13 protein-coding genes and 1 pseudogene are annotated in these 13,452 nt (G+C 60.7%); all 14 read left to right on the forward strand.

Annotation, left to right across the window (positions count from 1 at the left end):
* Nucleotides 1-473 (forward strand): annotated as a pseudogene (locus tag AC6RA8_RS12900) (glycosyltransferase family 2 protein); the annotation flags it as partial.
* A gap of 87 nt (nt 474-560) precedes the next feature.
* Nucleotides 561-1,523 (forward strand): phosphoadenosine phosphosulfate reductase, encoded by a 963-nt coding sequence (locus AC6RA8_RS12905; RefSeq protein WP_500353151.1) that lies wholly within the window; start codon nt 561-563, stop codon nt 1,521-1,523.
* 33 nt (nt 1,524-1,556) lie between these two features.
* On the forward strand, nt 1,557-2,588 hold the full coding sequence (gene pyrC / locus AC6RA8_RS12910; protein WP_500353152.1) for a dihydroorotase: 1,032 nt from the start codon (nt 1,557-1,559) through the stop codon (nt 2,586-2,588).
* An 81-nt stretch (nt 2,589-2,669) separates the two neighbouring features.
* Nucleotides 2,670-3,344, forward strand: a complete 675-nt coding sequence (locus tag AC6RA8_RS12915) for an orotate phosphoribosyltransferase (protein WP_500353153.1) — start codon at nt 2,670-2,672, stop codon at nt 3,342-3,344.
* A gap of 270 nt (nt 3,345-3,614) precedes the next feature.
* Nucleotides 3,615-5,108, forward strand: a complete 1,494-nt coding sequence (locus AC6RA8_RS12920; protein WP_500353154.1) for a replicative DNA helicase — start codon at nt 3,615-3,617, stop codon at nt 5,106-5,108.
* Between the two features lie 143 nt (nt 5,109-5,251).
* Nucleotides 5,252-6,040, forward strand: a complete 789-nt coding sequence (locus AC6RA8_RS12925) for a DUF1194 domain-containing protein (RefSeq protein ID WP_500353155.1) — start codon at nt 5,252-5,254, stop codon at nt 6,038-6,040.
* A gap of 56 nt (nt 6,041-6,096) precedes the next feature.
* Nucleotides 6,097-7,131, forward strand: a complete 1,035-nt coding sequence (gene alr / locus AC6RA8_RS12930; RefSeq protein WP_500353156.1) for an alanine racemase — start codon at nt 6,097-6,099, stop codon at nt 7,129-7,131.
* Nucleotides 7,128-7,901 carry an MlaE family ABC transporter permease gene (locus AC6RA8_RS12935; protein WP_500353157.1) on the forward strand — a complete coding sequence of 258 codons (774 nt, stop codon included), beginning with the start codon at nt 7,128-7,130 and terminating at the stop codon, nt 7,899-7,901. The genes alr and AC6RA8_RS12935 overlap by 4 nt, the downstream gene beginning before the upstream one ends.
* A 43-nt stretch (nt 7,902-7,944) precedes the next feature.
* On the forward strand, nt 7,945-8,694 hold the full coding sequence (locus AC6RA8_RS12940) for an ABC transporter ATP-binding protein (protein WP_189369938.1): 750 nt from the start codon (nt 7,945-7,947) through the stop codon (nt 8,692-8,694).
* Nucleotides 8,695-8,741: 47 nt separating this feature from the next.
* Complete coding sequence (locus AC6RA8_RS12945) at nt 8,742-9,188, forward strand: paraquat-inducible protein A (protein ID WP_500353158.1); 447 nt, start codon at nt 8,742-8,744, stop codon at nt 9,186-9,188.
* Nucleotides 9,189-9,262: 74 nt separating this feature from the next.
* Entirely contained in the window at nt 9,263-10,630 is a 1,368-nt protein-coding gene (gene radA, locus AC6RA8_RS12950) for a DNA repair protein RadA (RefSeq protein ID WP_500353159.1), read from the forward strand.
* A gap of 33 nt (nt 10,631-10,663) precedes the next feature.
* On the forward strand, nt 10,664-11,218 hold the full coding sequence (locus AC6RA8_RS12955; protein ID WP_500353160.1) for a CvpA family protein: 555 nt from the start codon (nt 10,664-10,666) through the stop codon (nt 11,216-11,218).
* 244 nt (nt 11,219-11,462) lie between these two features.
* Entirely contained in the window at nt 11,463-12,032 is a 570-nt protein-coding gene (locus tag AC6RA8_RS12960; protein WP_500353161.1) for a hypothetical protein, read from the forward strand.
* Nucleotides 12,033-12,148: 116 nt separating this feature from the next.
* Nucleotides 12,149-13,452, forward strand: a 1,304-nt coding sequence (purF, locus tag AC6RA8_RS12965; RefSeq protein ID WP_500353162.1) for an amidophosphoribosyltransferase, incomplete at its 3' end; no start/stop codon positions are given.

Genomic DNA, 13,452 nt, shown 5'->3' on the forward strand with positions numbered 1-13,452 from the left:
GGTTCGACGGCCATGGCCGCGCGCTGCCTGAACAGTTCAAAACACGCCGCCTGTTCTCCAACTATGGGCAACCGAATTACGGTTTGGCGCAGCTCAATCACTATCCGCTCGGCGCAATGGAAAGCTATGTTCTGAAGGCCGATCGTGGCCGCGCCGTGCATTCTGACGATCTGCTGGGCGTCGACTACTGGGTCGAACGGAACTTCTGTACGGATGAGGACCGCACAATCAGCCGGTATGCAGAACGGCGCGACGCGCACCTGGCCGAGCTGAAGGGTGACAGCGTGCTTTCATCCCTGCACGACGACGCCGTCGCGTGGCGCAAATCAAGGTTCGATGAATTGATGCAGCAAGAACCGTTTCGCGCGCTGTTTGGCCGTCTGTTGATGACGCCGCCCACGCGCCCTGTACCGCCAAAGGCTGCGCAATTCATGATCCAATACGCCAATCTGGCACGGCGCTCGGCGCAATAGTCGCTCAAATTTTCCCCATTTTCGCCCCATTGCGGCGGTACCTCGTCCTCAACCCGCCGCTCAAAGGTGGGATATGAGGATAGAGCAATGCAGGACCAAGAGATTCCGTTCGAGCCGGATCTGGCCGATCTGCCGAAAGCCGAATGGCTGTCACGCCTGGTGCAAACTTCTGAAGAGCAAGGGTTTTTCAAAGCCTTGGGGCGCAAGCATTTCGCGGCCCACATTCGACGTGGCGACACGCTGGCCGTGACCTTCGAATCGGTACAGGGCATGCGCGCCCTATCTGAGCGCGCCGAACCGCTGGGATGGTCCATGGTGCGCGACAGTGATTGGTCGCACCTGTGTATCGCATCGGACGGTGACACGTGGTTTCGTGACCGGAACGTTATTGGCCTGTTTGACCAGCTGATCGATGAGGGCTTTTTCGACGACTTTGAAACGGTGCTGTTCTATGGGGCGGGTCCATGTGGCTATGCCGCTGCTGCCTATTCCGTGGCCGCACCGGGGGCGCAGGTGCTTCTGATCCAGCCACAGGCCACACTTGATCCGCGTGTAACAGAATGGGACGACCGATTTATCGAGATGCGGCGCACCGATTTCACGTCGCGCTATGGTTATGCGCCAGACATGCTGGATGCCTGTGCGCAGGCCTATGTGTTGTATGATCCGGTTGAGAGGTTGGACGCCATGCACGCCGCCCTGTTCACGCGTGCCGGTGTGACTCAATATCGCCTTCGCAATATGGGCGACACGATCCAGAGCGACTTGATGGCTATGAATGTATTGCCTGACCTGCTTGAAATGGCCGCCGAGGGCACAGTCGACGACCAGCAATTCGCCAAAATCTACCGCGCCCGCCGCACCTATCCCGGGTATCTGCGTCGCGTTCTGGCAGCGCTCGACCGCAACGACCGGACGGAGCTGACATATATGATGGCACGCAACGTGGTGTCCCGCATGAAGCGCGCCCCACGGTTCCAGCGCCGCATTGCCGAGATTGAGGCGCTGCGCAACGCAGCAAATGCCAAGAGTACCGGGACCGAGGACTAGAAACCCACGTCATGCCCATGCTAACGGCGGCGCATGACCACACTCACCATCGCCCGCCCCGACGATTGGCATCTGCATCTGCGTGACGGCGCCATGATGCACGCCGTGCTGCCATGGACCGCGCAACACTTTGCCCGCGCCATTATCATGCCCAACCTTGTGCCCCCGGTGGTCACAGGGGCTCAGGCTGCCGCGTATCGCGATCGCATCCTGTCCGCGCTGCCCGACGGCATGGATTTTGATCCGCTGATGACACTGTACCTGACCGAGGACACGGATGCGGACGACGTGGCCGCCGCACATGAGAGCGGGCTGGTCAAAGCTGTCAAACTCTATCCTGCGGGCGCGACCACCAACTCCGCCTCGGGTGTGACACACTTCGACAAGGTGCGCCCGGTGCTGGAGCGCATGGCGGATGTTGGCCTGCCCCTATGTGTGCATGGAGAAGTGACCGACCACGACATCGACATCTTCGACCGCGAGGCGGTGTTTATTGACCGGATCCTCGACCCGATCCGCCGAGCCACACCCGGCTTGCGGGTCGTTATGGAACACATCACCACGTCGAACGCGGTCGACTACGCCCGCGCGCAGGATGACAGCCTTGGGGCCACGATCACCACGCACCATCTGGTGATCAACCGCAACCACATCCTGGCCGGTGGGATCAAGCCGCACTACTACTGCCTGCCTGTTGCCAAGCGCGAGGAACATCGGCTTGCCTTGCGGGCCGCGGCCACCAGCGGCGAGCCCCGCTATTTTCTGGGCACTGACAGCGCGCCGCACACGGATGCCAACAAGCTGCTACCCTGCGGCTGCGCCGGCTGCTTTACTGCCCCAAACACGCTACCCATCTTGGCACAGGTGTTCGAGGAAGAAGGTGCGCTGGATCAGCTGGAGGCCTTTACGTCGAAAAACGGACCAGAGTTCTACGGCCTGCCTGTCAACGTCGGCACGGTTACTTTGACCAAGACGGCACCAACGCTGCCAAGCCACGTGGACACTGACGAAGGCCCCGTCACGGTCTTTGATCCCGGGTTCGACCTGCAATGGAGCGTGACTTGAACCCTCTTCATTTCGCCAAATAAACCGCCGTCGGAGGCTCCCGCCCTCTCCACGCAGCACACAGCCCGAAAGCAAAGCTCCATGATCCCAACAAGCTATCCCACATCCGAAGAAATGGCCCGCCTGACGGCTCGCATGCTTCTGGAAATCAAGGCGGTGCATTTCAACGCGGCCGAGCCGTTCACATTGGCATCCGGACTGCCAAGCCCGACCTATATCGACTGCCGCAAGCTGATCTCTTACCCGCGCATCCGGTCGACATTGATGGATTTTCTGACGGTCACCGTCATGCGGAATGCGGGATTTGAGTCATTCGACAATATCGCGGGCGGCGAGACTGCTGGCATTCCATTTGCCGCCTTCGTGGCTGAACGTATGGCCCTGCCGATGACCTATGTGCGCAAAAAGCCCAAGGGATATGGCAAAGGTGCCCGGATCGAAGGCGACATGACCGATGGCCAGCGCGTCCTGTTGGTTGAGGATTTGACGACCGATGGCGGGTCAAAGCTGAGCTTTGTGGATGCCATCCGTGATGCCGGCGCGACCTGCGCACACACAGCTGTCATTTTCTACTACGGGATTTTCCCCGAAACCGAGAAGACGCTGGGCGACCATGGAGTGGCGTTGCATCACCTGTGCACGTGGTGGGATGTGTTGGCTGAAGCCAAGGCATCCGGCGCGTTCGATGCCGCAACTTTGGACGGTGTTGAGGCGTTCCTGAACGACCCGCGCGCGTGGCAGGCCGCCCGGACGTAACGGAACTTCGCCGATACGGCTGCGTTTGCGCTTTTTCCGCCCGGCCTCGGGCTGTGGAACAGTGTGCAAAACCATGATTCTTTTGCATGACACTGCGCAGATGTGGTATGCGTGCAAGACGCCATTGCCATATGTGGGAAAGTGTAAACCACGATTTTGGAGCATCCACCGGGTTTTCCACAGACTTGCTCCCGGTTTTCAACGCCTATGAGCTTGTGGCAAGACACCCGGAACGCGGGGACAACAAAACAACGAGCAGAGAGTGGGGCGATGAACGAGATTGCAGCAATCAATCCGACCGGGGTTGCGGTTCAGGATGCCGAGACCATGCCCCACTCGATCGAGGCCGAGCAGCAGCTCTTGGGCGCGATTCTGACCAACAACGACATCTATGACCGTGTCGCGGCGATCATAAACCCGTCCCATTTTTACGATCCCGTGCACGCCCGCATCTTCGAGATTTCGGCGGCGCGTATCGCCAAGAACAACCTTGCATCCCCGGTGACGCTCAAGGCGTTCATGGAAGATGATGAGGGGCTGAAGGAGCTGGGGGGGCCGGCCTATCTTGCCCGCCTTGCGGGTGCTGCCATCAGTGCGTTTGCCGTGCGCGACTATGCGCAGATGATCTATGACCTCGCCGTGCGCCGCGACCTGATCCAACTAGGTCGCGACATCAGTGCGAAAGCGGCCAAGGTGGATGTGGCCTCGGAGCCGAAGGAGCAGATTGTTGAGGCTGAACAGGCGCTTTATAAGCTGGCGGAACAGGGTACGTCAGAGGGTGGGTTTCAAAGCTTTCTCAAAGCCGTAACGGATGCAGTTAATGTCGCCAATGCCGCCTATCAGCGCGAAGGCGGACTTGCGGGCATCTCGACCGGTCTGATCGACATGGACAAGAAGCTTGGGGGCCTTCACCCGTCCGACCTTCTGATCCTAGCGGGCCGTCCGTCGATGGGGAAAACGTCGCTTGCGACCAACATCGCCTTCAACATTGCCAAGGCGTACAAAAAAGGGCTCAAGCCCGACGGCTCTGAAGGGGCCATAGAAGGTGGCGTTGTTGGGTTTTATTCGCTGGAAATGAGCGCCGAGCAATTGGCTGCGCGTATCCTGTCTGAAGCCGCAGAGGTGCCGTCCGAAAACATCCGCCGTGGCGACATGACCGAGGCGGAGTTCCGGCGCTTTGTGGACGCGGCCAAGCAGCTTGAGGCTTGCCCCCTGTTTATCGATGACACACCCGCCATCCCGATTGCACAGCTTGCTGCCCGTGCGCGGCGGCTGAAGCGGACCCATGGGCTGGACGTGCTGATGGTCGACTATTTGCAGCTGGTGCGTGGCGGCGCCGACAACAGGGTGCAGGAGATTGCGGAAATCTCCATGGGCCTCAAGGCGATCGCCAAGGAGTTGAACATTCCGGTCATCGCGCTGTCACAGCTGTCACGTCAGGTCGAAAGCCGCGACGACAAGCGTCCACAATTGTCGGACCTGCGGGAATCGGGCTCGATCGAGCAGGACGCGGATGTGGTCATGTTCGTGTTCCGCGAAGAATACTACAAAGAGCGTGAGAAACCCGGTGATCACGATCTGGAAGCCATGGCCAAGTGGCAGGAAGAGATGGAACGCCTGCATGGTCGCGCCGAGGTTATCATCGGCAAGCAGCGTCACGGGCCCATCGGTACGGTCGACCTGAGTTTTGAGGGCCGCTTTACCCGCTTTGGCAACCTTGTGCAGCCCTGGCAGCAGGGCGGCGGTGGCGACGCCGGGTTCTGATCCAAAGGACGCGCTGCGCGCGAAGCCGAAGTTTTGGAGGCTTTGCCCCCGCCTACAGCGCCCCCGTGGTATTTTTCATCAGAAGACGCTGTATGGCCCGGTTGTGATTGGACAGCGTCACGCGCGCCCGGCACAGTGTGAATATGCGCTGGCTTCTTGTTTTTTTGGTGTGTGTTGGCTCGGTCGTGCAGGCGCAGGAGCGGACCGAGGTTGATGTTGAGCTGTTCCTCGCCGTCGATGTGAGCCGCTCGATGCAGCCCTACGAGCTGGAAATCCAACGGCGTGGCTATGCAACTGCTCTAAAGTCGCCAGAAGTGCAGGCCGCCATCAACAGTGGTTTTCTGGGCCGCATCGCGATCACCTATGTCGAGTGGGCCGGATCCCATGACCAACGGGTGATAGTCCCCTGGACCGTTTTGGCGACACCCGATGATGCGTCCAGAATCGCAGGTCAGATCACGGCCCATTTTGACGATGCGATGCGCCGCACCTCCATTTCCGGGGCGCTGATCCACGCCGCCGACAGCATTGATGGCAACGCCTTTGACGGCTTGCGCCGTGTCATTGACGTATCGGGAGACGGGCCGAACAACATGGGGCGTCCGGTCACTCAAGCCCGAGATGCCGTTCTGGCGCGCGGCATCACGATCAATGGGCTGCCGCTGATGACCCAGGATGACGGGTTTACGTCCCGGTGGAACATCCCTGATCTTGATGTCTACTACACCGCTTGTGTCATTGGCGGCACCGGCGCCTTTGTCCTGCCTGTCACCGATTGGGCCGAGTTTGAGGATGCGGTACGGCGCAAGCTGGTGCTTGAGATTGCCGGACAGCCCGCGCGGCTGTGGCGGGCGCAGGCAAGCGTGCCCTATAACTGCCTGATCGGGGAGGAAATCTGGGAAAGAAACCGCGACATCTTTGCGCTGCCCTGAGCCGACATCGCATTTTCCCCTTCACCAATCCGCGTCGTCCTGCCAAACAGCCGGTCATGACATCTGCGACCCTCTCTATCGACCTCGGCGCGCTTGTACGCAATTGGCAATCCCTTGATGCACTCAGTGCCTGCGAAACTGGTGCGGTGGTCAAGGCCAATGGCTATGGCTTGGGTGCGCCTGTCGTGGGCCGCGCCCTTGTGCGTGCTGGCGTGCGCAGCTTTTTTGTCGCCACGGCCGAAGAAGGCAACACGCTGCGCGGGGCGATTGGTCAGGGGCCAGCGATCTATGTCTTTTCCGGTCACATGGTTGGCGACACCAACGCGATCCGCGAAGCGGCGTTGACCCCGCTGCTCAACTCCGTTGATCAGATGCTGCGCCATGTCGAAGCGCTGCCCGGTGCGCCGTTCGGTATTCAATTGGACAGCGGGATGAACCGTCTGGGCATGGAACCTGCCGAATGGTCCGCCGTGCGCGACATTGCCATCGCCCAGGGGCCCACGATGATCATGTCGCATCTGGCTTGCGCGGATGAGCCCGATCACCCGATGAACGCCCAACAACTGGCCGAGTTCCGGTCGATGACCGATGGCCTGGACATTCCCCGCTCCCTCGCAGCCACTGGTGGCACCATACTTGGACCGGACTATCACTTTGACATGACACGCCCCGGTATCGGGCTTTATGGCGGGCTGCCCTTTGTGGAGGCGAACCCGGTCGTCACCCTTGACCTGCCCGTTATCCAGGTTCGGGATGTCCTACAGGGCGAAAGCGTGGGTTATGGCAACACGTGGATTGCCCCGCGTGACAGCCGCGTCGCCACCGTTTCAGGTGGGTATGCGGACGGGCTGATCCGCGCAATGGGTCCCAAGGCGACGCTCTTTGCCGGTGACACGCCCTGCCCGGTGGTTGGCCGTGTGTCCATGGATCTGATCACGGCAGACGTGACCACTCTGGATCATGATCCGACCGAGTTGCAGCTGATGGGGCGTCATCAGTCCGTCGACACGGTGGCCGATGCCGCTGGCACCATTGGCTATGAAATCCTGACCTCGCTTGGCATGCGCTATCAGCGGAGCCTTGTTGGATGAGCTGGATTGCGGCACTTGGGCGGGCCACGCTGGGCATTTTGGCCGCTATGGGCCGGGTGGCCATGTTCTTTGGCACTGCTGTCACCCACCTGTTGCGGCCCCCGTTTTATCCGCGCGAGCTTGCGCTGGCCCTACTGAATATCGGCTGGTTGTCTTTGCCCGTCGTCGGGCTGACCGCCATTTTCACAGGCGGCGCACTGGCGCTGCAAATCTATGCGGGCGGCGCCCGCTTTAACGCCGAAGCTGTCGTGCCCCAGATCGTTGCCATCGGCATGGTGCGCGAATTGGGTCCGGTCCTTGTGGGGCTGATGATTGCCGCGCGCGTCACCTCGTCCATCGCGGCCGAGATTGCGACCATGAAGGTGACCGAGCAGATTGACGCACTGGTCACCCTGTCGACCCATCCCATGAAGTATCTGACAGTGCCCCGCGTGCTGGCTGCCACGCTGGTCGTGCCGCTTTTGGTGGCTGTAGGTGATGTGATTGGCATCTTTGGTGGTTATGCCGTCGCCACGGGCACCCTTGGGTTCAACGCGGCGGCCTATATCCAGAACACGGTCGATTTCCTGCAAACGCGGGACATCACATCAAGCCTTGTCAAGGGCGCAGTGTTCGGATGCATCGCCGCTCTGATGGGATGTTACTTCGGCATGAACTCGGGCCGGGGCGCGCAGGGTGTGGGCCGGGCCACCAAGGGGTCGGTCGAGGCCGCCGCCGTGCTGATCCTGGCCGCCAACTTCGTGCTCACGGGGGTGTTCTTTTCCGTATGACCCCGAACGCGCCCTCTTCCATGTCTGTTACAGGCCTCGCCAGATGATCACACTCGACAACATCCACAAAAGCTTTGGCGACAACCACGTTTTGCGCGGTGTCGATCTGCATGTGGCGCGCGGCACGTCCATGGTGATCATCGGCGGGTCCGGTACCGGCAAATCCATCGCGATCAAGACGATCCTTGGCCTTGTCACGCCCGAGAAAGGCACGATCACTGTGGACGGGCAGGACGTCAGTCAGACCGGGGATCGGGATGCCTTTTTGGCCCGGTTCGGGATGCTGTTTCAGGGAGCAGCCCTGTTTGACTCCCTGCCCGTCTGGCAGAACGTCGCCTTTCGCCTGCTGCGCGGCAGCCTTGCGCGCCCGAAAGCAGAGGCGCACGAGATCGCCATCGAAAAGCTGCGGCGCGTAGGGCTGACCCCGGATGTGGCGGATCGTCTGCCTGCTGAACTGTCCGGTGGGATGCAGAAACGCGTCGGGCTTGCCCGTGCCATCGCGGCAGAGCCCGAGATCATCTTCTTTGACGAACCGACCACCGGGCTTGATCCGATCATGGCGGGCGTCATCAACGACCTCATCCGCGAGATTGTGACCGAGATGGGCGCGACCACGATGACGATCACCCATGACATGACGTCCGTTCGCACCATTGCTGACAACGTGGCGATGCTGCATGGGGGCAAGATCCGCTGGACCGGCCCGGTCGCGGACATCGATGCCGCAACGGATCCTTACGTTGATCAGTTCATTCACGGGCGCGCGGAAGGGCCGATCGAGACGGTCCGCTGAGCCGCGCAGCGCTTGACACGGGTATTCCAGCGCGGCCACTTGCCATCATGCATCGCTGGATCAACCTGTCCCTGCTTATTCTGTTCCCGATCTCGTGGTTTGCGCCACTGCTCAAAGCCGGGTTGCTACCGCTGTTCAAATTGAAAGAGATTTCAGTGCTGACCGGGCTTCAGTCGCTTTGGGGCACGGACATCTTTCTGGCCGTCGTCGTTGCCCTGTTCGCGCTGGTTGCTCCCATGGCCAAGACCATCGGGCTGGCACTGCTGCACTGGAACATGGCCAGTCCACGCCTTGCACCGGCGTTGCGCCTGATGGGAAAGCTGGCAATGGCCGATATTTTTCTGATCGCCATCTACATCACCGTGGCCAAGGGCGTGGGGGTCGGGCGGCTGGAAGTGGCTTGGGGGCTGTACTTGTTTACAGCCTGCATTCTGGCGTCGCTGTGGGTCGGTTTTCGAACGGAAAAGACTGCGTTGGCTTCCGCCAACCTGTGACATCGTCTGATACCCGGTTCGGCGCCGTCGAAAAGGGCTTGCCGACCCACGCCCCCACTGGCAGACCAACGCGCATGGCAAAAACCACCACGACCTACTCCTGTTCCGCCTGTGGCGCGTCCTTTTCCAAATGGTCTGGGCGTTGTGACAGCTGTGGCGAGTGGAATACCATCAGCGAAGATACCGGCCTATCCACCGGGCCATCCAGCAAGGGGCTGGGCACGAAACGCGGCAGTACAGTCACCCTAACCGATCTGGCGACACAGGAAACGCCGCCGCCGCGGACCGAAAGCAAGGTGGCTGAGCTTGACCGGGTACTGGGCGGTGGTCTGGTTCCGGCTTCTGCCATCTTGGTGGGCGGCGATCCGGGCATCGGCAAGTCTACTCTTCTGCTCCAAGCTGCGGCACGTTTCGCACGTAACGGTCTGAAGACGATCTATGTCAGCGGCGAGGAGGCAAGTGCGCAGGTCCGGATGCGGGCACAGCGCCTTGGGCTGTCCGATGCGCCAGTGCAACTGGCCGCCGACACCAACCTGCGCAACATCATGACCACGCTGGAGGCGGAGGCCCCCGGCCTCGCCATCATCGATTCCATTCAAACCATGTGGCTCGACACGGTCGACAGCGCGCCCGGTTCTGTATCTCAGGTCCGTGCTGCCGCGCATGAGTTGACAACCTTTGCCAAACGCAAGGGCATCAGCATCATTCTTGTGGGCCACGTCACCAAGGAGGGGCAGATCGCAGGCCCGCGCGTGGTCGAACACATGGTCGATACGGTGCTGTATTTCGAAGGCGAACGTGGGCATCAGTTCCGCATCTTGCGCGCCGTCAAAAACCGCTTTGGTCCAGCGGATGAAATCGGTGTCTTTGAAATGACCGGCAAAGGGCTGGCAGAGGTGACAAACCCGTCGGCCCTGTTCCTGTCAGAACGCGGCGAGCCCTCGCCCGGGTCCGTCGTCTTTGCCGGGATCGAAGGCACCCGTCCCGTTCTGTGCGAAATGCAGGCGCTTGTTGCCCCGTCCCCCCATTCCCAGGCGCGCCGCACCGTGGTGGGCTGGGATGGCGGACGTCTTGCCATGATCCTTGCGGTCCTTGAGGCACGCTGTGGTATCCCTTTTGCCGGGCTTGATGTGTATCTGAACGTGGCGGGCGGCATGAAAATCAGCGAACCCGCCGCCGATCTGGCCGTCGCAGCCGCCCTTTTGTCTGCACGCGAGGATAGTGCCTTGCCTGCAGATACAGTTGTTTTTGGGGAAATCAGCCTATCTGGCGCGCTTCGGCCCGCCCCTCAGACGGAAAACAGGTTGAAAGAAGCCCAAAAACTTGGTTTTTCGTCATCCATCGCACCCAAGGGTGGCAAAGCCCAAGGTGCACCGGGAATGACGCTGAAGCGTTTCAGCGACCTGACCGGGTTTGTAGGCGACGTTTTCGGCGCAGGCTAGACGCCGCACGGGCAGAACATAAGGGGCAGGACCATGGAAGGGTTCACCATCATTGACGGCGTTGTCGCCGTGGTCATCATCCTGTCGGCCCTGTTGGCCTATGGGCGCGGCTTTGTCCGCGAAGCCATGGCAATTGCGGGCTGGATTGCCGCCGCGATCCTCGCATTCCTGTTTGCCCCGCGCGTCGAACCGCTGGTGCGCGAGATTCCAGTCGTGGGCGACTTCATCGCTGACAGTTGTGAGCTAAGCATCATTGGCGCCTTTGCCCTTGTCTTTGCCGTTGCGCTGATCGTGGTGTCCCTGTTCACCCCGCTTTTTTCATCGATCGTGCAAAGGTCGGCCCTGGGCGGTATCGATCAGGGCATGGGTTTCCTTTTTGGCGTGGCGCGCGGCATCCTTCTGGTTGCCATCGCTTTCTTTGTCTACGACACGGTGATCACGGGCCAAGAATTCACGATTGTTGACGAAAGCCGTTCGGCCGCCGTGTTTGGCCGCTTCACCGGGCAGATCGAAGAGCAGAACCCCGAAGAGGCGCTTGGCTGGATCACCCGCCAATACGAGAGCCTTGTGGGCGCCTGCGGCGAATAACGCGCCGCAACCAAGCGGGAATCAGACATTTAGAAGGCGCGGGCAGCACCGTCTGCACGCGATCATGGTTAAGCGCGGGTTAATCGCGTCGCCCTGATGCGGAGAGTGTGGGCAACCTGCGCCCCACTGGTGACTGTGGCGAAACAGCGCCCGGCTTTGGCCGTGGTTGTGACCAAAAAGCGGCAGATTTGTGGAGCGTTCTTGTCCCCAGAACACGAACACGGACTGACCAGAGGATCCACCAATGTTTTTGAACCACGACGCCGCCTTTGCCGACATCACCCCAATCCAAACACCGGCAGCCCCGCGCATCAGCGCAACGGTCACTGCACACACTATGCTGGAGACCGAGAAGGGCTGGGCATCAGTTGACACGCTGCAAGCAGGCGACGCTGTGGCGACGCTGGACGGTGGTTTTGCCGAAATCACAGCAATCACCCGGCCCGATCGCACCGCATCGCTTGTTCATATCCCCGGCGGCGTTCTCTCGACATGCTCCGACATCGCATTGCCAGCAGATGCCTATGTTGCGTTGCACACCCCTGCCCGCTGGATCGACGCCCCTGTGGTCTCTGTCCCGGTCAAGGCACTGAGCGGCTGGTGTGGGATCCGGCCCACCCTGTTCCATGGCCCGGATCTCGCGGAATTGCATTTCGCAGACGAAGAGATGATCTATGCCCAATCCGGCTTGCTGATCCATGCGGCACCTTCAATCGGGGACAGCTTCTTTCCCAAGCTCAGCTATGGTGATGCACGCGCCATGCTGGCCCTGTCTGCTGGCAAGATTGGCCAACCGGACACGGTCGCTGCGTAATGCGCGATCAATTGTGATCCTTTCGTGACAGGGGCAGCCTGTCTTGTTACACCGCGCCCATATCCCATTCACGGATTCGGAGCTGCCCCTTGTCCGACCTTGCCGCACCCGCGCAGATGCCTCTGGCCCACCCCTTTGATGATGACAAACTCAAGGAAGAATGTGGGATATTCGGGGTCCTCGGGACAATGGACGCCGCAAACTTCGTAGCCCTTGGCCTACACGCGCTGCAACACCGGGGACAGGAAGCGGGCGGTATCGTCGCCTACCACCCTGACCAGGGGTTCAATTCGGCCCGGCGCTTTGGATATGTGCGAGACAACTTCACTTCGCAGAAGGTGATGGAAACTCTGCCCGGCTCTTTGTCCATCGGCCATGTCCGGTACTCCACCGCTGGGTCCAAAGGTCAGACCGCGATCCGGGACGTACAGCCCTTCTTTGGTGAATTTGCGATGGGTGGGGCGGCGATTGCCCATAACGGCAACATCACCAATGCCGACGCGCTGCGCCGCGAATTGATCGAGCGCGGCTCGATCTTCCAGTCCTCCTCAGACAGCGAATGCATCATCCACCTGATGGCCCGCAGCCTGCAGCGCAATATCCCCGAGCGGATGGAGGATGCGCTGCGCCGGGTGGAAGGTGCGTTTTCCGTCGTCGCGATGACCCGCACCAAGCTGATCGGTGTGCGCGATGCGTTGGGCGTGCGCCCACTGGTGCTGGGCAAGCTCGACACGGGCTATGTCCTCAGTTCAGAGACCTGCGCGCTCGACATCATCGGCGCCGAGTTCGTGCGGGAGATCGAACCGGGAGAAATGGTGGTGATCACCGACAAAGGTGTCGACAGTCGCTTCCCCTTCCGTCCTCAGAAATCCCGTTTCTGCATCTTTGAACATGTGTATTTCAGCCGCCCCGACAGCATCCTCGGCGGTCGGTCTGTGTACGAGACCCGCGAAAACATCGGGCGCGAACTAGCCAAAGAGGCCCCTGTCGAGGCGGACCTTGTCTGCCCCGTTCCGGACAGCGGCACACCGGCCGCCATCGGCTATTCGCTGGAATCCGGCATTCCTTATGCCATGGGCATCATCCGCAACCAGTATATGGGCCGGACGTTCATCGAACCGACGGAAAGCATCCGCAATATGGGTGTGCGTCTGAAGCTGAACGTGAACCGCGCCCTGATCAAGGACAAGCGTGTGATCCTTGTGGACGACAGCGTCGTTCGCGGCACCACGTCCCGCAAGATCAAGGAGATGATCCTGGACGCGGGCGCCAAGGAGGTCCACTTCCGCATCGCTTCGCCGCCCACGGCCTGGCCCTGTTTCTACGGCGTCGACACGCCCCAGCGGGAAAAGCTCCTCGCTGCGACCATGAGCGAGGAAGAGATGTGCCAGCATTTGGGCGTCGACAGCCTCAAATTCAT

It is taken from the genome of Tateyamaria sp., assembly GCF_059783535.1.